At 59.3% G+C, this 22,470-nt stretch carries 27 protein-coding genes; 14 read left to right on the top strand and 13 right to left on the bottom strand.

All coding sequences use genetic code 11. The features are described 5' to 3' along the window. From greB to ACZZ0G_RS02970, 3 genes are read right to left on the bottom strand one after another with little or no spacing between them, the layout of a single operon-like run. A complete protein-coding gene (gene greB / locus ACZZ0G_RS02980) occupies positions 1-498 on the bottom strand; it encodes a transcription elongation factor GreB (RefSeq protein WP_463555252.1) in 498 nt (165 codons plus the stop codon). Positions 499-532: 34 nt separating this feature from the next. Further along, entirely contained in the window at positions 533-3,037 is a 2,505-nt protein-coding gene (locus ACZZ0G_RS02975) for an ABC transporter permease (RefSeq protein WP_463555251.1), read from the bottom strand. Further along, the gene (locus ACZZ0G_RS02970; RefSeq protein WP_007908572.1) at positions 3,037-3,720 is read right to left on the bottom strand and encodes an ABC transporter ATP-binding protein; all 684 of its coding nucleotides are present in this window, start codon (positions 3,718-3,720) and stop codon (positions 3,037-3,039) included. The genes ACZZ0G_RS02975 and ACZZ0G_RS02970 overlap by 1 nt, the downstream gene beginning before the upstream one ends. 10 nt (positions 3,721-3,730) lie before the next feature. On the opposite strand from ACZZ0G_RS02970, the gene ACZZ0G_RS02965 reads away from it, so the two are divergent. The 3 genes from ACZZ0G_RS02965 to ACZZ0G_RS02955 all read left to right on the top strand — a co-directional run bounded on the left by ACZZ0G_RS02965 (position 3,731) and on the right by ACZZ0G_RS02955 (position 5,858). Further along, positions 3,731-4,336 (top strand): arylesterase, encoded by a 606-nt coding sequence (locus tag ACZZ0G_RS02965; RefSeq protein ID WP_463555250.1) that lies wholly within the window; start codon positions 3,731-3,733, stop codon positions 4,334-4,336. A gap of 57 nt (positions 4,337-4,393) precedes the next feature. Then, on the top strand, positions 4,394-4,687 hold the full coding sequence (locus ACZZ0G_RS02960) for a hypothetical protein (RefSeq protein ID WP_007908575.1): 294 nt from the start codon (positions 4,394-4,396) through the stop codon (positions 4,685-4,687). 199 nt (positions 4,688-4,886) lie between these two features. Then, a complete protein-coding gene (locus tag ACZZ0G_RS02955) occupies positions 4,887-5,858 on the top strand; it encodes a L,D-transpeptidase family protein (RefSeq protein ID WP_463555249.1) in 972 nt (323 codons plus the stop codon). Positions 5,859-5,984: 126 nt separating this feature from the next. On the opposite strand, the gene oprI is transcribed toward ACZZ0G_RS02955, so the two are convergent. Next, positions 5,985-6,236 (bottom strand): outer membrane lipoprotei OprI, encoded by a 252-nt coding sequence (gene oprI, locus ACZZ0G_RS02950; RefSeq protein WP_003199355.1) that lies wholly within the window; start codon positions 6,234-6,236, stop codon positions 5,985-5,987. Positions 6,237-6,875: 639 nt separating this feature from the next. On the opposite strand from oprI, the gene ACZZ0G_RS02945 reads away from it, so the two are divergent. Then, on the top strand, positions 6,876-7,157 hold the full coding sequence (locus ACZZ0G_RS02945) for a GNAT family N-acetyltransferase (RefSeq protein ID WP_003226804.1): 282 nt from the start codon (positions 6,876-6,878) through the stop codon (positions 7,155-7,157). A gap of 60 nt (positions 7,158-7,217) precedes the next feature. Here the strand turns inward: ACZZ0G_RS02945 and ACZZ0G_RS02940 are convergent, their stop codons facing one another. Both ACZZ0G_RS02940 and ACZZ0G_RS02935 read right to left on the bottom strand, forming a co-directional pair. Then, positions 7,218-8,294, bottom strand: a complete 1,077-nt coding sequence (locus tag ACZZ0G_RS02940; protein WP_016985505.1) for a 3-deoxy-7-phosphoheptulonate synthase — start codon at positions 8,292-8,294, stop codon at positions 7,218-7,220. Positions 8,295-8,424: 130 nt separating this feature from the next. Then, entirely contained in the window at positions 8,425-8,868 is a 444-nt protein-coding gene (locus tag ACZZ0G_RS02935; RefSeq protein WP_463555248.1) for a PilZ domain-containing protein, read from the bottom strand. Between ACZZ0G_RS02935 and ACZZ0G_RS02930 the strand changes: the two genes are divergently transcribed. The 5 genes from ACZZ0G_RS02930 (at position 8,867) to cysB (ending at position 12,840) form a co-directional block, all read left to right on the top strand. Continuing rightward, positions 8,867-9,253, top strand: a complete 387-nt coding sequence (locus ACZZ0G_RS02930; protein ID WP_463555247.1) for a YbbN family protein — start codon at positions 8,867-8,869, stop codon at positions 9,251-9,253. The genes ACZZ0G_RS02935 and ACZZ0G_RS02930 overlap by 2 nt on opposite strands. Then, the gene (locus ACZZ0G_RS02925; RefSeq protein WP_463555246.1) at positions 9,250-10,221 is read left to right on the top strand and encodes a putative 2-dehydropantoate 2-reductase; all 972 of its coding nucleotides are present in this window, start codon (positions 9,250-9,252) and stop codon (positions 10,219-10,221) included. The genes ACZZ0G_RS02930 and ACZZ0G_RS02925 overlap by 4 nt, the downstream gene beginning before the upstream one ends. A 23-nt stretch (positions 10,222-10,244) precedes the next feature. Beyond that, the gene (locus ACZZ0G_RS02920) at positions 10,245-11,150 is read left to right on the top strand and encodes a 5'-nucleotidase (protein ID WP_102900381.1); all 906 of its coding nucleotides are present in this window, start codon (positions 10,245-10,247) and stop codon (positions 11,148-11,150) included. Between the two features lie 98 nt (positions 11,151-11,248). Continuing rightward, positions 11,249-11,752: a universal stress protein gene (locus tag ACZZ0G_RS02915; protein ID WP_435037577.1), complete on the top strand. Its 504-nt coding sequence runs from the start codon at positions 11,249-11,251 to the stop codon at positions 11,750-11,752. 113 nt (positions 11,753-11,865) lie between these two features. Next, complete coding sequence (cysB, locus tag ACZZ0G_RS02910) at positions 11,866-12,840, top strand: HTH-type transcriptional regulator CysB (RefSeq protein WP_003183769.1); 975 nt, start codon at positions 11,866-11,868, stop codon at positions 12,838-12,840. 9 nt (positions 12,841-12,849) lie between these two features. Here the strand turns inward: cysB and ACZZ0G_RS02905 are convergent, their stop codons facing one another. Both ACZZ0G_RS02905 and ACZZ0G_RS02900 read right to left on the bottom strand, forming a co-directional pair. After that, complete coding sequence (locus tag ACZZ0G_RS02905) at positions 12,850-13,332, bottom strand: GreA/GreB family elongation factor (RefSeq protein ID WP_463395339.1); 483 nt, start codon at positions 13,330-13,332, stop codon at positions 12,850-12,852. A 2-nt stretch (positions 13,333-13,334) separates the two neighbouring features. Then, a complete protein-coding gene (locus ACZZ0G_RS02900; protein WP_463395340.1) occupies positions 13,335-13,742 on the bottom strand; it encodes a hypothetical protein in 408 nt (135 codons plus the stop codon). Between the two features lie 124 nt (positions 13,743-13,866). Here ACZZ0G_RS02900 and earP point away from each other — a divergent pair, with 124 nt between their 5' ends. Together earP and ACZZ0G_RS02890 are read left to right on the top strand one after the other, a co-directional pair. After that, entirely contained in the window at positions 13,867-15,009 is a 1,143-nt protein-coding gene (earP, locus tag ACZZ0G_RS02895; protein ID WP_463555245.1) for an elongation factor P maturation arginine rhamnosyltransferase EarP, read from the top strand. Positions 15,010-15,057: 48 nt separating this feature from the next. After that, positions 15,058-15,627, top strand: coding sequence for an elongation factor P (locus tag ACZZ0G_RS02890; RefSeq protein WP_007908599.1), 570 nt, complete (start codon positions 15,058-15,060; stop codon positions 15,625-15,627). A gap of 178 nt (positions 15,628-15,805) precedes the next feature. Here the strand turns inward: ACZZ0G_RS02890 and ACZZ0G_RS02885 are convergent, their stop codons facing one another. The 4 genes from ACZZ0G_RS02885 to ACZZ0G_RS02870 form a co-directional block, all read right to left on the bottom strand. Then, positions 15,806-16,816, bottom strand: coding sequence for an alpha/beta hydrolase (locus ACZZ0G_RS02885; protein WP_463555244.1), 1,011 nt, complete (start codon positions 16,814-16,816; stop codon positions 15,806-15,808). A 34-nt stretch (positions 16,817-16,850) separates the two neighbouring features. Beyond that, on the bottom strand, positions 16,851-17,270 hold the full coding sequence (locus ACZZ0G_RS02880) for an organic hydroperoxide resistance protein (RefSeq protein ID WP_034155242.1): 420 nt from the start codon (positions 17,268-17,270) through the stop codon (positions 16,851-16,853). A 328-nt stretch (positions 17,271-17,598) separates the two neighbouring features. Next, positions 17,599-18,081: a MarR family winged helix-turn-helix transcriptional regulator gene (locus ACZZ0G_RS02875; RefSeq protein WP_463555243.1), complete on the bottom strand. Its 483-nt coding sequence runs from the start codon at positions 18,079-18,081 to the stop codon at positions 17,599-17,601. Positions 18,082-18,126: 45 nt separating this feature from the next. Continuing rightward, entirely contained in the window at positions 18,127-19,083 is a 957-nt protein-coding gene (locus ACZZ0G_RS02870; protein ID WP_463555242.1) for a LysR family transcriptional regulator, read from the bottom strand. 114 nt (positions 19,084-19,197) lie between these two features. On the opposite strand from ACZZ0G_RS02870, the gene ACZZ0G_RS02865 reads away from it, so the two are divergent. Beyond that, positions 19,198-19,944, top strand: coding sequence for a sulfite exporter TauE/SafE family protein (locus ACZZ0G_RS02865; protein WP_463555241.1), 747 nt, complete (start codon positions 19,198-19,200; stop codon positions 19,942-19,944). Here the strand turns inward: ACZZ0G_RS02865 and ACZZ0G_RS02860 are convergent. Then, complete coding sequence (locus ACZZ0G_RS02860) at positions 19,934-20,788, bottom strand: LysR substrate-binding domain-containing protein (protein WP_007908606.1); 855 nt, start codon at positions 20,786-20,788, stop codon at positions 19,934-19,936. The two genes, ACZZ0G_RS02865 and ACZZ0G_RS02860, sit on opposite strands and share 11 nt — an antisense overlap. 96 nt (positions 20,789-20,884) lie before the next feature. Between ACZZ0G_RS02860 and ACZZ0G_RS02855 the strand changes: the two genes are divergently transcribed. Both ACZZ0G_RS02855 and ACZZ0G_RS02850 read left to right on the top strand, forming a co-directional pair. Next, entirely contained in the window at positions 20,885-21,100 is a 216-nt protein-coding gene (locus ACZZ0G_RS02855) for a DUF1127 domain-containing protein (RefSeq protein ID WP_122592284.1), read from the top strand. Positions 21,101-21,164: 64 nt separating this feature from the next. Then, positions 21,165-22,391, top strand: a complete 1,227-nt coding sequence (locus ACZZ0G_RS02850; protein WP_463555240.1) for a winged helix-turn-helix domain-containing protein — start codon at positions 21,165-21,167, stop codon at positions 22,389-22,391. Positions 22,392-22,470 lie beyond the last annotated feature (79 nt).

The raw sequence follows: 22,470 nt of genomic DNA, 5'->3' as shown, positions 1-22,470 counted from the left end.
TTACGGATAGTCGATAGCGACGATGTAAACGAACTGCTCACCGGTCGGTGTCTGCACCCTGACTTCAGCATCCAGCGCCTTGCCGATCAAGGCGCGGGCCAAGGGCGAGTCGATGCTGATCATGCCCAGTTTCAGATCCAGTTCATCCGGGCCGACGATGCGGTAGCGCGATTGCTTGCCGTCTTCGTCTTCGATGGTCACCCACGCGCCGAAGTAGACCTTGTTCGGGTCGCTGGGTTTTTCACTGACGACTTTCAACGCTTCCAGGCGTTTGGTGAGAAAACGCACGCGGCTGTCGATCTCGCGCAGCATTTTCTTGCCGTAGGTGTACTCGGCGTTTTCCGAGCGATCACCCTGAGCCGCCGCCTCGCTGACCGATTGCGTCACTTGCGGGCGACGCACATGCCACAACTCATGGAATTCGGCGCGCATCCGCGCTTCACCCTCAGGGGTGATCAGCGCGGTGCCGGCGGGGCGTGGAGGGCGATAACGGCTCATGGCAACTTCTTGTGATTAAGACGGCTTGAGTCTATCAACCCTCGCGCAACACTGTCAGTGGACTTGCGTTGAGCGCCCGGCGTGTGCCGAACACGCCGGCGCCTCCAATCAGCGCCGCGCCAATCAATGGCAGCACCAACAACCACGGATGCGGGTGCCACGGCAGATCGAACGCGTAGCGATACAACACCAGACTCACCACTTCCGAGCCGATCGCCGCGAGCAAGCCGCTGACTGCACCGAGCAAGCCGAACTCGATACGCCGCGCCTTGATCAGCAACTGCCGCTCCGCACCCAGCGCACGCAAAAGCGCACCTTGGCGAATGCGTTCATCCAGCGTCGCCTGCAAGCCGGAAAACAGCACCGCCATCCCCGCCGCCAATACAAACAACAACACATATTCCACGGCCATGGTGACTTGGGCGAGGATGCTGCGCAGTTGCTCCAGCAGCGCTTCGACCTGAAGAATGGTCACCGCCGGGAAGGTGCGCGACAGTTCGACGATCTGCTGATCATGACCGGGCGCCAGATAGAAGCTGGTCAGATAAGTCGCCGGCAGATCTTTCAAGGTGCCAGGCTGGAAGATCATGAAGAAGTTCGGCTGGAAGTTGTCCCAGTTGATTTCGCGCAGGCTGGTGACCTTTGCTTCACGATTGACCCCGCCGACGCTGAAGACCATGTGATCGCCGAGTTTGAGCTTGAGGCTTTCGGCGACTTTGCCTTCCACCGAGACACCCGGAACATCCTCGCTGGGCTGATCTTTCCACCATTCGCCGGCGGTGAGCTTGTTGCCCGCAGGCAAGTCCGCTGCCCAGGTCAGGCTCAAGTCCCGCTGTACGGCACGGTCGCCGGCCGAATCCTTGCTGACAATTTGCTGCACCGCTTCGCCATTGATGCTGATCAGGCGCCCCGGCACCACCGGATACAGTGGCGCCGCTTGCGCAGAGACCTTGACCAGGTGATCGGTAAAAGCCTGCTTGTCTGCCGGCAGAATATTCAGGGCGAAGTAGTTCGGCGCATTTTTCGGTAGCTGGTTTTGCCAAGTGTCGAGCAGTTCGCCACGCAGCAGAGCGATCAAGGCCATCGACAGCAGAATCAGACCGAATGCCAGCGACTGACCGGCCGCCGCCAACGGATGGCGCAGCAACTGGCCCAGGCCCAGCCGCCACGGCAACGAAGCGCGGGCGAGCATCCGCCGCAGGCTTTGCAGCAGCAACAACAGCAGACCACCCAACACCAGCGCGGCGACCACGCCACCGCCGAGCAGCGCGAATGTCAGCAGAAGATCGAGGCTCAAGCGCCACATGATCAGGCCGAGCGCACCCAAGGCTGCGCCGTAAACCATCCAGGTACTCGACGGGATCGGCAGCATGTCCCGGCGCAGTACGCGCAGCGGCGGCACGCGGCCCAATGCGGCCAGTGGCGGCAGGGCAAAACCGGCCAATGCCACCAGCCCGGTGCCGATCCCGGCGATGGCTGGAAACAGACCGCCCGGCGGGACGTCGGTGGGTAGCAAGTCATGTAGCAGCGCGAACAAACCCAACTGCGCGAGCCAGCCGAGCAGCGCGCCACTGAGTGCGGCGAGCAGCCCGAGTACGGTCAGCTGCAAACTGAACAGCACCATGGTTTCCCGGCGCGATAGACCGAGGCAGCGCAGCAACGCACTGGCATCGAAACGGCGGCTGGCAAAACGGTTGGCGGACAATGCCACTGCCACCCCGGCCAGCAAGACCGCGACCAGGCTGGCCATGTTCAGATAGCGCTCGGCCTTGCCCAGTGCACCGCCAATCTGCCGGTTGCCGTCGCGGGCGTCCTGAATCCGCTGATTGGCGGCGAGTCCGGGTTTGATCAGTTGCCGATAGGTTTCCAATGCCTGCGGTTCACCGCGCCAGAGTTCGCGGTAACTCACGCGGCTGCCGGGTTGCACAACACCGGTGGCGGCGAGGTCGTCAAGGTTGATCATGACCCGTGGCGTGAGGCTGTAGAAGTTGCCGGCGCGATCCGGTTCGTAAGTCAGCACGCGGGTCAGCTTGAACGTCTTCATGCCGACATCGATACTGTCGCCGATCTTCAGATCCAGCGCGGTCAGCAGACGTGCCTCGACCCAGGCTTCTCCGGGTTGCGGTTCGCCGCCGGATTCTTCGGTGGCAAACGGGGCGGGCGCACTCTTTAGTTCACCGCGTAGCGGATAGGCACGGTCGACGGCTTTGATGCTCGACAGCTGAATGCCGTTGTCGGTGGCGATGACACTGGAAAACTCCACCACTTGCGCATGATTCAGGCGCAGCTCGGTACCGCTTCGGATCTGCTCCTCGCGAGCCGGCGAACTGCCTTCCAGCACCAGATCGGCACCGAGAAATTCGGTCGCGCGCAGCATCATGGCGCCGTTCAGGCGGGCGCCGAAATAGCCGATGGCGGTGCTCGCCGCCACCGCCACGACCAACGCGAAGAACAACACCCGCAACTCCCCGGCGCGGGCATCGCGCATGAGTTGGCGTAGCGCGAGACTGAACAGACGCAACAGCGGCAAACGTGCCATCAAGGCTCCAGAGGGGCGACCAACAGCCCGGCTTCAAGACGGATCAGGCGCCGGCAGCGATGGGCCAGGCGTTCGTCGTGGGTCACCAGCACCAGGGTGGTGCCGCGTTCCTTGTTCAATTCGAAGAGCAAATCGCTGATGCGCTCGCCGGTGTGGCTGTCGAGGTTGCCGGTGGGCTCGTCGGCAAACAGCACGTCAGGCTCGGCAGCGAAGGCACGGGCGATTGCCACGCGTTGTTGTTCGCCACCAGAGAGTTGGCGTGGCGAGTGCGTCAGACGCTGGCCAAGGCCGACGCGCTGGAGCAATTCCGTCGCCCGTTCACGCGCATCTTTGCGGCCATCGAGTTCCAGCGGCAGCATGACGTTTTCCAGCGCATTGAGGCTGTCGAGCAATTGAAAAGACTGGAAGACGAAACCGACATGCTCGGCACGAATGCGTGCGCGCTGGTCTTCATCAAGATTGCTCAGGCCCTGGCCGGCGAGAATGACTTCGCCGCTGCTCGGCAGGTCGAGACCGGCGAGCAGGCCGAGGAGGGTGGACTTACCGGAACCGGACGCGCCGACGATGGCCAGGCTGTCGCCCTTGTTCAGTTCCAGGCTGAGTTCGTGCAGGATAGTCAGTTCACCTTCCGCGCTGGGAACCACTTTGCTGAGGTTCTTCGCGGTGAGAATGCTTGCGCCCATGGAGAATCCGATGCGTGTATGGTTTTTGAGTGCTGGCCTGGCCTTGATGTGCATGGCCCAGAACGCAGCGGCGGGTACTGTCCTGATCGTTGGCGATAGTATCAGCGCCGGTTTCGGACTGGATACCCGCTTGGGGTGGGTGTCGTTGCTTGAACAACGGCTCAAACAGGAGGGTTTCGACGACAAAGTGGTCAATGCCTCCATTAGCGGCGACACCAGTGCCGGAGGCCAGGCGCGGCTGCCGGCGCTGCTTGCAGAGCATAAACCCGAGCTGGTGATACTCGAACTGGGCGGCAACGACGGCTTGCGCGGAATGCCGCCAACTCAATTGCAACAAAATCTTGCCTCGATGATCGACAGCTCCCGGCAGAGTGGGGCCAAGGTGCTGCTGCTCGGCATGCAACTGCCGCCCAACTATGGCAAGCGTTACACCGATGCTTTCGCTGAGGTCTACGGCAAACTCGCCGAGGATAAAAAGATCCCGCTGGTACCGTTTTTCCTCGACGGCGTCGGCGGTCATCCGGACCTGATGCAGGCCGATGGTCTGCACCCGGCGGCCGGGGCTCAGGGCAAGTTGCTGGAAAATGTCTGGCCGACGCTAAAACCGCTGTTATGAGGCTTTTCTAAGGGCAGGCTTTCGGCTAATGTGGCGCCCCCTTATTTGGAGCCCCCGATGTCGCGTTCTGCCTGGTCCCTGTTTGCCTACCAACTGATCGAGCCTGACGAGCAGCTGGATCTGTTCGCCTGCCAGGAAGTGCGGGTGCATCTGGTGACGCGGCAACTCGAACTCGGTGGCTCGGCCGATCGCACTCTGTGCGGCAGTCTGCTGCCGGCGCAACCGCGCTGGTCGAGCGTGGATCGCCGGGTGTTTCAGGATCAGCGTCTGTGCTCGCTGTGCCGGGCGATTCTGGAATCTCAGAAGCGCGGCACCTCGCCGATCTGGCCGGAGCTGCGTTTCGAGCTCTGATTCTGTGGGAGCTGAGCTTGCTCGCGAAGAGGCCATGTCAGTTAACATTTTTGGCGACTGACCCACCGCTTTCGCGAGCAAGCTCACTCCCACCCTTAAGCACCTTGTCGCCTGCATTGGGGTGATTTCCCCGAATATTCAAAGTGCGGTGTACAATCGCGTTCTTATACCCTTGTTGATCATGCGAAGGATTTTCCGGATGTTGCCGCGCTTTCCTGCCGTCACCCGCTGCCTGTCACTTGCCGCCCTGTGTGTGGCCGGTCCCGTTGCTGCATTGGAGTTTCCCCTGCCACCACCCGGTGAAGACATCATCGGTCAGGTGCAGGTGATCAAAGCCAAGTACGAAGACACCTTCGCCGATCTGGGCACGAAGTACGATCTGGGCTACTCGGAAATGGTCGCGGCCAACCCGGGCGTCGATGCCTGGTTGCCGGGCGCCGGCACCGAAATCGTCTTGCCGACCCGTTTCATTCTGCCGCCGGGCCCGCGTGAAGGCATCGTCATCAACCTTGCCGAATACCGCCTCTACTATTTCCCGAAAGGCCGCAACGTGGTGTACACGTTCCCGCTGGGTATCGGTCGTGAAGGTTGGGGTTCGCCGATCGCACACACCTCAATCATCGCCAAAACACCAAACCCGACCTGGACCCCTCCCGCGTCGATCAAGGCTGAACACGCCGCTGATGGCGACCCGCTGCCTAACGTAGTGCCGGCCGGCCCGGACAATCCGCTGGGTCCGTTCAAGTTCACCCTGGGCACGCCGGGCTACCTGATCCACGGTTCGAACAAGAAATTCGGTATCGGCATGCGCACCAGCCACGGCTGCTTCCGCATGTTTAACAACAACGTGCTGGAAATGGCCGGCATGGTCCCAGTCGGGACGTCGGTGCGTATCCTCAATGATGCCTACAAGTTCGGCAGCAGTGGCGGCAAGGTGTATCTGGAAGCGCACACGCCGATTGACGACAAGGGCAATCCGTCGGTAGTCGACAAGCACACTGCGGTGATCAACGCGATGCTCAAGCGTGAAGACGTGACCAGCAATCTGCGCGTGAACTGGGATGTGGTGCGGGATGTGGTCGCGGCCGAAGATGGCCTGCCAACGGAAATCGGCACGCCGAGTACGTCCGCGCCGATCGTCGCCAACACCCCGATCGACTTGCAGCAGTAAGTCGAGGTTAAAAGCCCGCCGATGCGTACAGCGTCGGCGGGTTTTTTATTGCCCGGGTAAAAGCCTCGGGCACAAAAAAGCCGACCCGAAAAATCGGGTCGGCTTGATAACAATCCCGAGGGATTATTACTTGCGGCTAGCTTTGTCCAGCATGCGCAGAGCACGCTCGTTAGCTTCGTCAGCAGTCTGTTGTGCTTTTTGAGCAGCAGCCAGAGCTTCATCAGCTTTACGGTAAGCTTCGTCTGCACGAGCCTGGGAGCGAGCAGCTGCGTCTTCAGTAGCGGTCAGACGTGCTTCGGTTTCTTTCGATGCGCTGCTGCAACCGGTAGCCAGAACTGCGGCCAGAGCCAGAGCAGAGAATTTCAGAACGTTGTTCATCGTGTTCCCCTTCAAGGACTTTCAAATTAAGTGGCTGTCTCCTCACGATTGAGGAAATAGCCGGCGTACATACTACCCATTACTTGTAGTAAGTAAACTGACGTAAGGCAAGAAGCAAAAAAAATTGTAGGCGTTGATTCTTTTTCGAGCAACTTTTAACTGCGGTGTTTAAAAAATATCCAGCTGCAAGCCCCGAGCTGAGCGAGTTAATGAGAAAAAGTTCCCGTTGTCCCGGACTGTTTTTGCAGTCTTGGCTAAAGTCTTTCTAGATGAATTCGTCCACACTTTTGTTCCGATTCTGCGTGCTGCTTCGCTTATCTTTGTGCATGTTGAGGTGACTTTAAAAAAGGCTGCACGTCTTAAGTCTCAACATCCGGCAATGTTCAGGTGAGCAGCCCGGGAAGATCTTCTTCCAGGCCCACCCTGCGTCCATCGGAGCAACCCCCGTCAACCCGCTTGATGACGAGCGTACCTTGAGCATTTTTGCCAATGGTGCCTACTATTTATCAGGTGCCAGGTTGCGCGAGATCGGTGTGGCTCTTCTCGGTGTCCATCAGGCACGGGGTGGCGTAGATGTTCCTTCGCCGGAAAAACATCGGTAAGGTAGGGGTCAGAATTCAAGACCCGCGAGGAGTAGTGATGAGCGAGGCGTTGTCCATCCACCATGACCAGGCTGGTCATCAGTTCGAGACCAATGTGGACGGTCATCGTGCCTACCTGACTTATATGGATCTGGGGAAACAGACCCTGGATATCTATCGCACCTTCGTGCCCAACGCTCTGCGCGGCCGTGGCATTGCCGCAGCGCTGACCGAAAGCGCGCTGCAGTACGCCGAAGAAATGGGCTACACGGTGATCCCGTCCTGCTCTTACGTCGAGCGCTATATGGAGCGTCATCAGCGCCGCGCCGCGAAAATCTGAATCGCATACACAAAAACGCCGGGCAATGCCCGGCGTTTTTTTATGCCTGAAAAACGCCTGTCAGCTGCGCTGGCGTTTCGGCAGAACATCCTTGAGCTTGGCGTGCATGCTGCGCAGGGTGTTCTCGGTAGCAGACCAGTCGATGCAGGCATCGGTGATCGACACGCCGTATTGCAGGTCGGCGAGGTCTTTCGGAATCGCCTGGCAGCCCCAGTTCAGATGACTTTCGACCATCAGGCCGATGATCGACTGGTTGCCTTCGAGGATCTGGTTGGCGACGTTCTCCATCACCAGCGGCTGCAGGGCCGGATCCTTGTTGGAGTTGGCGTGGCTGCAATCGACCATGATGTTCGGCTTGATCTTCGCTTTGTCCAGCGCCTGCTCACACAGGGCAACGCTGACCGAATCGTAGTTCGGCTTGCCATTACCGCCGCGCAGCACCACATGACCGTAGGCGTTGCCTTTGGTAGTGACGATCGACACGCCACCTTCCTGGTTGATACCGAGGAAACGGTGCGGGCTGGACACCGACTGCAAGGCGTTGATCGCCACAGTCAGACCGCCGTCAGTGCCATTCTTGAAGCCGACAGCGGAGGACAGGCCGGAAGCCATTTCCCGGTGAGTCTGCGATTCGGTGGTACGGGCGCCGATGGCCGACCAACTGATCAGGTCCTGCAGATACTGCGGGGAGATCGGGTCGAGGGCTTCTGTGGCGGTTGGCAGGCCTTTTTCGGCCAGATCCAGCAGCAACTGACGACCGATGTGCAGACCGTCCTGAATCTTGAACGAGTCATCCAGATACGGGTCGTTGATCAGGCCTTTCCAGCCGACAGTGGTGCGTGGCTTCTCGAAATACACGCGCATGACCAGATACAGGGTGTCGGAAACTTCCGCAGCCAGCACCTTGAGGCGATCGGCGTATTCGTGGGCAGCCTTGATATCGTGGATCGAGCACGGGCCGATCACTACGAACAGACGGTGGTCGGTGCCATCAAGAATGTTGCGAATGACTTCGCGGCCCTTGGTGACAGTGCGCAGGGCAGCATCGCTCAGAGGGATATCACGCTTGAGCTGATCGGGAGTGATCAGGGTCTCGTTAGAGGCGACGTTTAGGTCGTTGATCGGTAAATCAGCCATCGTTTACTCGTCAGGTCACGGGTGCCGGCCGCCAGCGATCCCCGCGCGGCGGAGCACAGCAGATTTAAGCGCGTCGGGGAGCGGAACCTTAGCGCGTAAAGCGCCTGCTCGACAATGGGCAAAAGGTGCTTTAGTCCAGCGCTGGCTGCGCAAAAGCCTTGCGCACGCTGTCGTGGGAGAACTCGTCGGCGTGTTGCTCGACCCATTGCAGGGCCACCGCCTGAATTTCTTGCAGGTCATCGTGGGTGTCGTGCATGCGGCAGTAGCGCTCGATCTGACACACTTGCTCACCCATTCGCGCGCTGAACAGCGTTTGTTCATCAGTAAACGCGATGCCCACCAGATAGCCTTTTTTACGGCGCAGACACCACGCGACATAGCCCGGATAACAGATGTCGGCATTGAGTGTCGGCAGGCGTACTTGCAGGGCGGTGCCATGGCGCCAGGCACGGTGATAATTGCAAGCGATGCCGCCGAGGCTGATAGTGTGCAGCTGTTGCCTGGAAATACATTCAGGCTTGAGCAAGGTTAATTCAACCGGCACCTCGTCCGGATGAGGAATGAAACGTCCCATGAGCACAGACTCCCTGTGTCGGCCATTTGACATTGTTTCCCCCAGTATAGTGGTCGAATCCGAACTGACCGATTTCGACGCCGACCAACGGCTGCTGGCGATGAGCGGCGTTTCGCTGGTGATTTTCACCAGCGTCGGTTGCGCCAGTTGTCGTTATGCCCGCGAGGTGTTGCCGGGACTCGATCTGGCAATTGATCAATTGTGCTGGATCGATGCCGGCGACAACGGCGGGTTGGTCGAGCGCTATCAGGTCTTTCATTTGTCGGCGCTGTTTGTGGTGCGCGACGGCGAGTTCTTTGGGGCATTGCACACGCGCCTGACCGCCGATGCACTCAACGAGGCATTGGTGCAGGCACTGGGTCGAATTGCGGAGGAGTTGCCATGATGGGGGCAGTGAACACACCAGGCTTCGATAAACCGAAGGTGGGGATTATCGGCACCGGAGCGATTGGTGGTTTTTACGGTGTGATGCTGGCGCGTGCCGGATTCGATGTGCACTTTCTGTTGCGCAGCGAGTTTGCGGCAGTGGCCGAGCGCGGTTTGCAGGTAAACAGTGCGGTACATGGCCCGCTGACGCTGAATCCGGCGCAGGCCTATTCCGCTGCCGAAGACATGCCGAAATGCGACTGGCTGTTGGTGGGAGCGAAAACCACCAGCAACGCCGGTCTCGCGCCTTCAATCATTCAAGCGGCCAAGCCGGATGCGAAAGTGCTGGTGCTGCAAAACGGCCTCGACGTCGAAGACAGCCTGCGTGAACTGCTACCCGATTCCCTGCATCTGCTGGGCGGCTTGTGCCTGATCTGTGTACACCGCGAAGGCCCGGGTTTGGTGACCCATCAGGCACTCGGCGCGGTCAACGTTGGCTATCACAGCGGCCCGGCCATGGATGATGGCGCGCGTATGGCGATTGTCGAGGAGGGTTCTGGGTTGTTCCGAACTGCCGGAATCGATTCCCAGGCGATGCCCAATCTGCAACAGGCGCGCTGGCAGAAACTGGTGTGGAACATTGCCTACAACGGTCTCTCGGTGCTGCTCGGCGCCGGCACCACGGCGCTAATGGCGGATGCCGACAGTCGCCTGCTGATCAAGGCATTGATGGCCGAAGTGGTGCAAGGTGCCAAAGCCTGCGGCCACGACGTGCCGCCGGGATACGCCGATTACCTGTTCATGATGACCGAGAAAATGCCTGACTACTGGCCGAGCATGTACCACGATTTTTTACATAAACGACCGCTGGAGCTGGAAGCGATCTACGCTCGGCCATTGGCGTCGGCGAACGCGGCGGGCTGTGAGCTGCCGCGCATCGAAGCGTTGTATCGCAATTTACGTTTTATCGACCGGCGCAACGTTTAAGCCGGTCGCTCTGGGGGGAAGGCATGGCCAAGAACATCGATGACAAACTGGTGCTGGCGATTTCGTCGCGCGCTTTGTTCGACCTGAGCGAGAGCCACAAGGTCTATCTGTCGAGCGGCGTTGAAGCCTATCGGCAGTATCAGATCGAGCACGAAGACGAGATTCTGGCGCCCGGCGATGCCTTTCCGCTGGTGGAAAAACTCCTGGCACTCAACAGTCGCCTCGGCCGTGCGCGGGTCGAGGTGATTCTGGTCTCGCGCAACAGCGCCGACACCGGCCTGCGTGTGTTCAACTCGATTCATCATTATGGTCTGGCGATTTCCCGCGCGGCGTTTGTCGGCGGGCGCAGTCCGTATCCTTATCTGAAAGCGTTTGGTTGCGATCTGTTTCTGTCGACCCATGCCGAAGACGTGCGCGCGGCGCTGGATGCCGGATTTGCTGCGGCGACGATTCTGTCCGGTGGCGCCAGCCGCGCGGCCAGTGATGAATTGCGCATCGCCTTCGATGGCGACGCGGTGATCTTTTCCGACGAGTCGGAGCGCGTCTATCAGTCCGGCGGGCTGGAAGCGTTTCAGGCCAAGGAGCGCGAGTCGGCCCGCGAGCCGTTGCGCGGCGGTCCATTCAAAGGCTTTCTGGCGGCGCTCAATCTGTTGCAGCGCGAATTTCCCGATGATGACTGCCCGATCCGCACGGCGCTGGTCACCGCGCGTTCGGCGCCGGCCCATGAACGGGTGATCCGTACCTTGCGCGAGTGGGACATTCGCCTCGACGAATCACTCTTCCTCGGTGGCCTGACCAAATCGGCATTTCTCGAAGCATTCGCCGCCGACGTGTTTTTCGACGATCAGGCCGGCCACTGCGAACTCGCCCGCGAAGTCGTTGCCACCGGCCACGTACCGCACGGCATCAGCAACGAACCGTCGGTCTAAAGCCTACGTGCTTCAAGACGTTGCGTCGCACGTCGTACTCGCCAAGGCACTGCTAAGCTGAATCAAATCTCCGCCATGTTGGCACGCGAGGAGGTCATATGATTCGTTCGATGCTGTATGCCACTGACCTCGGTCTGTACGCGCCGTTAGTGATGCAGCATGCCTTGGCGTTGGCGCGAACGTTCAATGCCGATTTGTACGTGGTGCACGCGGTGGAGCCGATGGGGCTGTTTGCCGAATCGGTGCTGCAGAGTTACCTCGACGAGCAGGCATTGAACGAATTTCACAGCCAGGGTCTGAAAACTGTCATTGCCAATATCGAGCAGCGGGTGCTGGAAAGCTTTCGCGAAGAACTCGGGGATGAAGGCGAGCAGGATCTGCAGCGCATTCGCGCAGTGCGCGTGCTGCAGGGCGATCCGTCGCAGGTGATTCTCGACCAGGTGCAGAAACTCTCTGTCGATTTGCTGATCGTAGGAAGCCACAGTCACGGGGTAGGCGCGGAAACGCCGTTGGGGCGCACGGCGGCGCGGCTCCTGCAATTGGCCAAAGTGCCGGTTTACATGGTGCCGCTGGTGGAGCGGCGGAGGCGCGGGGATCGCTGAAGCACGAATAATGGCGTTTTGATAAAAAAGTTCTAGATTTATTATTCAAACCATTAATATAGTTATATACCGTCGCTGATGCCCGTGGCGTCTACCTGCTTTGAGGGATTCATATGAAGCTTCAACAATTGCGCTACATCTGGGAAGTGGCGCACCACGACCTCAACGTTTCCGCTACAGCCCAAAGCCTTTACACCTCACAACCGGGCATCAGTAAACAAATCCGCCTGCTGGAAGACGAACTCGGCGTCGAAGTGTTTGCCCGCAGCGGCAAGCACCTGACCCGCGTCACCCCGGCCGGCGAGCGCATCATCACCACTGCCGGTGAGATCCTGCGCAAGGTCGAAAGCATCAAGCAGATCGCCCAGGAATTCTCCAATGAGAAGAAGGGCACCCTGTCGATCGCCACCACTCACACTCAGGCACGTTATGCGCTGCCACCGGTGATCAGCAATTTCATCAAGCAATACCCGGACGTTGCGCTGCACATGCATCAGGGTTCGCCGATGCAGATCGCCGAGATGGCCGCTGACGGCACCGTCGATTTCGCCATCGCCACCGAAGCGCTGGAGCTGTTCGGCGATCTGGTGATGATGCCGTGCTATCGCTGGAACCGTTGCGTGGTCGTGCCACAGGGCCACCCGCTGACCAAGCTGCCGAAGCTGACCCTGGAAGCGCTGGCCGAATACCCGATTGTGACTTACGTATTCGGTTTCACCGGCCGTTCGAAACTCGACGAAGCCTTCAGCCATCGCGGCCTGACGCCGAAAGTGGTGTTCACCGCCGCCGACGCCGACGTGATCAAAACCTATGTGCGTCTGGGGCTGGGCGTGGGCATCGTCGCTAAAATGGCGGTCGACACCAAGCTCGACAACGATCTGGTGGTGCTGGATGCCAGCGAACTGTTCGAGTCCAGCGTGACCAAGATCGGTTTCCGTCGCGGGACTTTCCTGCGTGGTTTCATGTGCGACTTCATCGAGAAGTTCGCCCCGCACCTGACCCGCGAAGTCATGGCCAAAGCCATTCAGTGCCACAACAAGCAGGAACTGGAAGAACTGTTCGACGGCGTCGAACTGCCGGTTCACTGATCCGTCGAATCAGAGCACCTCGGTAACAGCAAACTGTTGCCGGGTGCCCGCCACCAGAATCTCCACCTCATCACCTTCGCACTTGCCCAGCAGACCTTTGCCCAGTGGCGAGCGCGGGGTGATGACGGTAATCGGCTGGCCGACCACATCGACTTTCAGGCCGGCGGCATCCGGCGCCAGAAACAGCCATTGCTCGCGACCCTTTTCGTCTTCCAGACCGAGCAGGGCGCCGATTTCGATGCCGCGATTTTCGTCGTAGGCACGCAACGTCAGGTTCTGGCACAGCGCCAGTGACTGGCGAATTTCCTCGACCCGCTTCGCCTGACCCGCCGCCAGATACGACGCCTCCAGTCCCAACGTGTCGTACTTGTTTTCGGCGATGTTCTCTTCGTGAGTCGCGGTTTCGTAGGCGGTTTGCGCGGCACGTTCGGCGATATCAAGGTCGATGCGCAGTTTGTCGAGAATCAGTTGGTGAACCGTGTGCTTGTTCATGATCAATCGCAGAATTGCAAAACGTTGGCGCGGCTTTTCTCGCTCGGGGCGGTCTGATCCTGCTGCAGCCAGAACTGGCACTTCGGATTTGACTGATTGCGAATGCTGCTGCGGGCCTGATCCAGGCGCACCTGCTGCTCGTTCTTGCGCAGGTTTTCTTCGTATTGTTCGAACAATGGACTTTGCGGCGGAATTTCCGGCTGCACCTGCACTGCCGGCGGATTAGCCAATTGCTGCACCGCCTGGGCAACCGGCGCCAATTGTTCTTTGAACAGCAAATGCGACAGCAGCCAGCAAGTCAGCGCGATGGCGACAAAGCCCAGCCACATGCCCAAGGCAATGCTGCCGGTCAAATGCAACGCGCTAAGCTGAACAGGCAACGGGCGACGCGGGTTGGGACGATAGGGCATGGCTGCCTCCTGGCGGGTGATTGCGGGCAAGTGGCGATTGTCGCACGAAGATTAATCGCCGTCGGCTCTTCTGCGCGAGGTGATTTATGCGGACAATCGACGCTTTTGCCAACGGGAGTCTTGAATGCCGGAATTGAAACCCCGCTGGGATATTTTCTGCACCGTGGTCGACAACTATGGCGACATCGGCGTGACTTGGCGTCTGGCCCGGCAACTGGCGGCCGAGCATGGTCTGGCGGTGCGACTTTGGGTCGATGATCTGCGCGCATTCGAACGGATGTGTCCCGAAATCGATATCAACGCCGCACAGCAATGGCAGCAGGGCGTCGAGGTGCGGCACTGGCCGGGCGAGTGGTTACACACTGACGCCGCTGATGTGGTGATTGCCGCGTTCGCCTGTCAGTTGCCCAGTGATTACATGGACGCGATGGCCACGCGAGAGCAGCCGCCATTGTGGATGAACCTCGACTATCTCAGCGCCGAAGACTGGGTCATTGGCTGTCACGGCTTGCCGTCGGTCAAATACAAATCGGTGCAGAAGTTCTTTTTCTTTCCGGGGTTCCAGCCGGGCACTGGCGGGCTGTTGCGTGAGCGCGGCTTGCTCGAGCAGCGTCGGCAGTTTCAACAGGATGCCGAGGCTCAGCGACAATTCCTGCAAGGTCTCGGGGTCGATCACGCAGCGGATGCACAGCTGATTTCGCTGTTTGCCTACGAGAATGCCGGGCTGGCCAGTTGGCTCGATGTACTGGCTGGCGACGCGACGCCGACACACCTGTTGGTGCCTGAAGGGCGGATTCTGGGCGATATGGCACGCTGGCTGGGGGTGGAGACCCTGACCGTGGGCGAGATTAATGTGCGTCAGTCACTGACTGTGCAAGTGTTGCCGTTCGTCCGGCAGGATCAATACGACCATTTGCTCTGGTGCTGCGATTTCAACGCGGTGCGCGGTGAGGATTCATTCGTCCGCGCGCAATGGGCGGGGCGGCCGATGCTCTGGCATATCTATCAGCAGGACGAAGACATCCATCTGGATAAGCTCGACGCCTTTCTCGCGCTCTACACAAAAGGCCTGTCACCGGCCGCTGCCGAGGCGATGAACGGTCTCTGGCGAGCCTGGAGCGCCGGTCAACCCATCGGCGAACACTGGCTCGCAGCCCGTAATCATTGGTCAGAACTGCAGGAAAACGCCGAGGCGTGGTGTCTGGAACAAGGCTTGCAGGCCGATCTTGCCGCAGCGCTGGTACAGTTTTACCTAAATTGGATATGATACGCGGCCTAGATTTTTGTAAATCCCATCCAAATTCGGATATTCGCAATGAAAACTGGTAAAGAACTGAAACCCGGTACCGTGATCCGTCTCGAGAACGATCCTTGGCTGGTTCAGAAAGCTGAATTCACCAAGTCGGGCCGTAACAGCGCGATCATGAAGACCAAGCTGAAAAACCTGCTGACCGGTTACAAGACCGAGATCGTTTACAGCGCTGACGACAAACTGGACGACGTAATCCTCGACCGCAAAGAAGCGACCCTGTCCTTCATCAGCGGCGACACCTACACGTTCATGGACACCACCGACTACACCATGTACGAGCTGAACGCTGAAGACATCGAAGCCGTTCTGCCTTTCGTTGAAGAAGGCATGACCGATGTTTGCGAAGCGATCTTCTTCGAAGAGCGTCTGGTTTCCGTAGAGCTGCCGACCACCATCGTGCGCGTAGTTGACTACACCGAAGGTTCGGCTCGTGGCGACACTTCCGGCAAAGTCATGAAGCCAGCCAAGCTGGCCAACGGTACTGAGCTGCAAGTTGCTGACTTCATCGAAATCGGTGACAAGATCGAAATCGACACCCGCGAAGGCGGTTCCTACAAAGGCCGTGCCAAATAAGCACTGGTTTTTGCGGAAAGAAAAAGCCCGACCATTGAGTCGGGCTTTTTTGTGCCTGTTAGAAACACTCTGAACCCTGTGGGAGCGAGCTTGCTCGCGAACGCGGTGTGTCATTCAATGGCATGTTGTCTGACAGGACGCCTTCGCGAGCAAGCTCGCTCCCACAATGGGGCTGCGTTTATTTCAGATGTTCCTTCAACTCCTGCGAAGCCTGCAACATCGCCGAACGCACCGCCGGCACTTGGCTCACCACGTTAAGCAAACCGTAATCGTGAATCATGCCGTTGTAACGCACTGACGTCACCGGCACGCCGGCCTCGTCGAGTTTGCGCGCGTAGGCTTCACCCTCATCACGCAACACATCGGCACCAGCGGTCTGTACCAGTGCTGGCGGCAGGCCCTTCAGTTGTGCGGTGGTGGCGCGCAGCGGGGAGGCGTAGATCTCGTTTCGCTGCTTGGCGTCGGTGGTGTAGTTGTCCCAGAACCACTTCATCATGTTGCGAGTAAGGAAGTGTCCCTCGGCGTACTGGTTGTAGGAACCGGTATCGAAATTGGCATCGGTCACCGGCCACAACAACACTTGGAATTTGATCGCCGGAGTGCCTTTGTCTTTGGCCATCAGTGCAACCACAGCCGCCATGTTGCCGCCGACGCTATTGCCCGCAACGGCCAGACGCTTGCCATCGACATTGATCTCTTTGCCGTGCTCTGCGACCCACTTCGTCGCCGCGTAGGCCTGGTTGATCGCCACCGGATAATGCGCTTCCGGCGAAGGCGTGTAATTGACGAACACCGCCGCCGCGCCCGAACCGACCACCAGATCGCGCACCAGTCGTTCGTGAGTCGGGAAGTCGCCTAGCACCCAGCCACCGCCGTGGAAGAACATGAACACCGGCAGCTCGCCTTTGACCCCGGCCGGCCGGACGATGGTCAGGCTCAACGGTTGATCATCGACCTGGATGGTTTTCTCGCTGACGTCCGCTTTGGGCAGCGTCAACTTGACCCCGGACTGCGCGCCAACCAGCACGGCGCGGGCATCTTTGGGTGTCAGCTGTTCCATCGGTTTGCCGGTGCCGGCATTCAGCACATCGAGAAATGCCTGAGTGTTGTTTTCGACATCACCGGCAAATGCGCTGTGGATGGACAGGGCGAGAAGGGTACCGGTCAAGACTTTGCTGAAAGTGTTCATGTTCATTTCCTGTTCGGGCCTGGGACGTCAGCCGTTAGACGGTCACGTGCAGACGTACATCGACGTTGCCACGGGTAGCGTTGGAGTACGGGCAGACCTGGTGGGCCGCATCGACCAGTGACTGCGCGTCGGCCTGTTCCAGACCGGGCAGGCTGATGTGCAGGTCGATGTCCAGACCGAAGCCGCCAGGAATCTGGCCGATACCGACGTGGGCGGTGATCGAGGCGTCGTCAGGGATTTTGCGTTTGGTCTGACTGGCGACGAATTTCAGTGCGCCGATGAAGCAGGCCGAGTAGCCGGCAGCGAACAGTTGCTCAGGGTTGGTCGCCGCGCCGCCGGCACCGCCAAGTTCTTTCGGGGTGGCCAGTTTGACGTCGAGGATGTTGTCGCTGGAGATCGCGCGACCGTCACGGCCGCCAGTGGAGGTTGCGATTGCGGTGTAGAGAGTTTGCATGGTGTGAGCCTCATTAAGTGTGTTTGTGTGCGCTAATTGTTTGCGCGCTAAGTAAGTGCGAGATAAATGTATCGCGTGAATATTTAGTGCGCAAGATAAATTTTAAAGAAATCTGTGCTTTGACGGAGAGGTGGGGATGGGAGATGGCCTATAAGGCTTGATTTAGAGCGGTTTGTGCAGCATGTCAGTTGTTGAAAAATATTTTGCTGTCGATGAAATCAATGTGGGAGCGAGCCTGCTCGCGAATGGAGTCTCTCATTCACCAAACAAATTGGCTGACAGACTGCATTCGCGAGCAGGCTCGCTCCCACAAGGGACAGTGTCGGGGTTAGATCAGGCTTTCTTGTAGATGGCTACGCAGCGCCTGCAACTCTGCTTGCAGCTTTTGCAGGCGTTCCAGAGAAAAGCCGCTGGCGCCGAGGATGCATTGCGGGACCGTCTGGGCTTTTTCTTTCAACGCACGGCCTTGCTCGGTCAGCTCGACAATCACCACGCGCTCATCTTCACGGCTGCGCGTGCGACTCAGTAGGCCTTCAGCCTCCAGCCGTTTGAGCAGTGGAGTCAATGAGCCGGGATCGGTCAGCAGTCGAGCGCTGATTTCTCCTACGGTCAAACCATCCTTCTCCCATAACACCATCATCGCCAGATATTGCGGATAGGTCAGGTTCAAGGCTTGCAGCAGCGGCTTGTAGACCTTGGTCATCATCAGCGAAGTGGAATGCAGGGCGAAGCACGCCTGGTTATCCAGCAGCAGGTCGTCGCAGTTGTCGCGTTCGGAAGTCATGTCAAAGCCTTGTTCGGTGATGGTCATGAATCTAGCGCTCGAATCTTTAATGCGCCAGATAATTCTGGGGAACTAATGGCGTCCCAGATCCCGTTGCAACGCCAGATCCCATGGCGGCACTGGGCTGAAACGAGTCTTGAGGTATTCAAGCAACAAGCGGCTGCGCGAGTTGGTCTGCTGTTCCATGCGCAGTGCGTAGATGCCGGTGGATTCCGGGGCCGGCAGGCCGTTTTCGCAGAACAACGGCAGCAGTTCACCGCGCAGCAGGTATTCGCTGGCCAGCCATGTCGGCAGATGCGCGATGCCCAGTCCGGCAAGGGCCCCACACACCAGCGCTTCGGCATTGTTGGCGCTCATGCGGATCCGTGCCGGGCGGTGCAAGTGCATCTGGCCGTCCTGTTCGAACCGCCAGGCGAAGGGCGGAGCGAGACCGTCCCAATCCAGACCATCGTGCTCGTTCAGTTGGGCTGGATTGACAGGCACGCCTCGGCGTTTGAGATAGTCGGGACTGGCGCAGGCAATGCGCACCATGCTTGCCAATGGTGTGGCCACCAGTCGGGTGTCAGCCATTTGCCCGGCGCGCAGCACCAGATCGACTTTGCCCAGATTCGCGCCGCTCATATCGACGAAGCTGTCGATCAGGTGCAGCTGCACATCGAGTCCAGGGTACAAAACGAGAAAGTCAGCTATTACCGGTGCCAGATGTCGCCGCCCGAAAGCTGCTGGGGCATCGATGCGGATCAAACCTTCCGGCGCACTGCTCAAGGACACCGCCTCCGCACGGGCCAGTTGCAACTCGGCAACAATTCGCCGCGCCCGCTCGGCAAAGGCCAGGCCCGCCGGTGTCGCGCGCACGGCATGCGTACTGCGGACAAACAACTGACTGCCGATTGCGTTTTCGAGGTTGTCGATCCGTCGGGCGACGGCCGAGGGGGTCAGTGGATGGCGGCGGGAAGCAGCAGAAAAACTGCCACTTTCCAGCACATCGAGAAACAGTCCGAGTTGAGCGGTCAATTGATTGGGATTCATGGTCAGCTTCACGCTTGTGCGAAATCGGCACAACCATTGTGCGTTGCTGTGCGTTTCCCCGCCAGCCGCGACTGCGTAGGATGAGTCGCCTGACGTAAGAGGAATTCAGCTGTGATGGAGTTTGTGTTGTACCTGCTGTTCGGCGCCGCCCTTGGCACACTCGGTGGCATATTCGGGATCGGGGGCGGCTTGATCGCCATTCCGTTACTTGGCGTGTGGTTTGGTCTGGATCAACAGATTGCCCAAGGCACTGCGCTGGTCATGGTCGTACCGAACGTAATGCTGGCGCTATGGCGTTATCACCAGCGCAATCGCATCGAACTGCGGCATGCGCTGCCCTTGGCGGTGATGGGCTTCTGTTTTGCCTGGATCGGTTCGATCTGGGCGGTGGGTATCGATGCGCAAGCCATGCGCATCGGCTTTGTCGCGTTCCTCGTGGTGCTCTCGGCGTACAACCTGCTGAAGATGTTCGGCAAGCCACCCGCTGCGACTTCGCAAATGCGTTATTCCTGGCCATGGCTCGGCGTGCTCGGGGCGGCGTCCGGGACCATGGGCGGTTTGTTCGGGGTCGGCGGGGCGGTGGTTGCAACGCCGGTGCTGACCAGCCTGTTCGGCACCACGCAAGTCGTCGCTCAGGGCTTGTCGCTGGCGTTGGCCTTGCCAAGCACCGGCGTGACCCTGGTGACCTACGCGGTACATCACGAAGTGGACTGGATGATCGGTCTGCCGCTGGCCATCGGCGGTTTGGCCAGCATCAGCTGGGGGGTGAAAGTCGCCCACGCCATGCCGGAGAAACTCCTGCGCGGGTTGTTCTGCGGTTTTCTGGTGCTGTGTGCGGTGATGCTCGCGTTTAAAGTTTAAAGCCTTCGACAATGTGCTCGGCCAGGCACTCGGTGATCGGCGACGGATTGTTCAAGTTGCGGATCAGCATGATGCTGGCCTCGGGCAACAGCGGCAGATCTTCGGCGGCGCCAAGAATGCGCATGTCCGGGGTGATCAGGCTTTCCAGTTGCGCGGTGATCGCCAGACCCGCGCTCACCACCGCCATTAGCGCCGAGAGACTGGTGCTGTTGTAAGCGATGCGGTATTCGCGGCCCATCGCATCCAGCGCATTACACGCCCACAAGCGGCAGAAACAATCACTGTTGAACATCGCCAGCGGCAGCGGCGTTTGCTCGTGGGCACTGAAGTTCTGCGCCTCGGCCCAGACGAAACGCTCCTTGCGCAGCAACTGGCCGATCTCGTTGCCCGGCTCGCGGGTAACGATCGACAGATCCAGGTCGGTTCGTTGCAACAGTTGCTTGGTCGATTCGCAGTGCACTTCGATCTGGATCAGCGGATAGAACTGCGCGAACCGCGACAGAATCCCCGGTAGAAAACGCATCACGTAATCATCCGGTGTGCCGATGCGCACGGTGCCGACCATGTGCGGCTCGCGCAAAGTGTTGAACACTTCGCTGTGCAGCTTGAGGATGCGTCGGGCGTAACCGAGCAGCACTTGGCCCTCAGCTGTGAGGCGCACCTGACGTCCATCACGCTCGAACAACTGGCGTTGCAACACATCTTCTTCCAGACGCTTCATCTGCATGCTCACCGCTGATTGCGTGCGGTTGACCATTTCGCCGGCGCGGGTAAAACCGCCCTGATCGGCAATCGCCACGAAGGTGCGCAGGACATCGGTATCGATACTGGGGTAGGCGGACAATTGATGAATCTCCGTGATGCATGCCATCAGAAACATTCGTTGGATTGATCTTAGCGCTGGCGCGAGACTTGAGCCATCCACATGGAGGGCAACACGATGAAAGGTCAAAGAGAGTATGCAAGCGAAGAAAAATACAGCGGCCATATCGTTTCCGACCTGTTGCACAAGTTTAGCCGCTGGTACGAACTGCACCGTGAGCGCGAGTTGCTGGCCAGTCTGAGCGACGAAGCGTTGAAAGACATCGGCGTCAGTCGTGCCGACGTTGAACACGAAGCCGTGCGGCCGTTCTGGGATGACCCGATGCACAAATGATGAGCAGAACGCTACACAAACCAACTTCCGGTGAGGTAGGTTGCGAGCAGACAAGGAGATGCTCATGCCCGCAACAGTATCCTTTTCCCTCAAACAGGCGCGACGACTGGCGCTGGCTGCCCAAGGCTTCAACGGGCGCCAGCCGCCGACCGTCAAAGCCGCTAACGTCAACCGGCTGATCGAACGGCTCGGTCTGCTGCAAATCGACTCCGTCAATGCCGTGGTGCGCTCGCACTACCTGCCGCTGTTTTCCCGTCTCGGTTCCTATTCTTCTGACTTGCTCGACCAGGCTGCCTGGAGTTCGGGGCGACGTCGCACGTTGTTCGAATACTGGGGGCATGAAGCGTCTTTGTTGCCGATGTCGATGTATCCGCTGCTGAACTGGCGTATGCAGCGGGCCAGGCGTGGCGAGGATATCTATCAGCAATTGGCCAAATTCGGTCGCGAGCAGCAGGACGTGGTTCGTCGGGTCTTGAGTTTGGTGGAAGAGCAGGGCGCGTTGGGCGCCGGCAGCCTTTCAACCCGTGAAGACAAGGCCGGGCCGTGGTGGGACTGGAGCGCGGAAAAGCATGCTCTGGAGTGGCTGTTCGCGGCTGGCGAGGTGACGGTGGCGGGGCGGCGTGGTTTTGAGCGTTTGTATGATTTGCCGGAGCGGGTGATTCCTTCATCGATTCTGCAACAAGCGATGCCTGATGAAGCCGAGGCGCAGCGCGGGCTGTTGCTGCACGCGGCGCAGGCCTTGGGCGTCGGTACTGAAAAAGACCTGCGTGATTACTTCCGCCTGAACCCGGCGGATGCGCGACCACGTCTCGCGGAGCTGGTCGAGGCCGGGCAGTTGCAGATGTGCGAGGTCGCCGGTTGGCGGCAAATCGCCTATTGCCTGGCGGAGCCGAAAGTCCCGCGCAAGGTGGCGGCCAGTGCGTTGTTGTCGCCCTTCGATTCGTTGATCTGGGAGCGCAGCCGCACTGAGCGCTTGTTCGATTTTCGCTATCGATTGGAGATTTATACGCCGCAGGACAAGCGGGTTTTCGGCTATTACGTGTTGCCGTTTTTGCACAACGAGCGAATTGCCGCCCGAGTGGATTTGCGTGCCGAGCGCGCGGCCGGGCAGTTGGCAGTGCATGCGGTGCACGAGGAGGAAAAAGGGCTGGATGACGAGGGGGTGTTAGCGTTGGCCGTGAATCTACGGGACATGGCGGATTGGCTGGGGCTGGCGCGGGTGCAGTTGAATTGTCAGCGCGAGAGTGCGGTGCGGTTGCGGGTGGCATTGGCAGAGATTGTTAGTGTCTGAGTCGGCCTCTTCGCGAGCAGGCGCGCTCCCACATGGGTTTTGTATACGACACAAATCCAGTGTGGGAGCGAGCCTGCTC

The sequence above is a fragment of the Pseudomonas sp. AC169 genome, from assembly GCF_979258515.1.
Note: the sequence above shows the minus strand (reverse complement) of the source record. Positions and strands in the feature narration are given on the sequence as shown.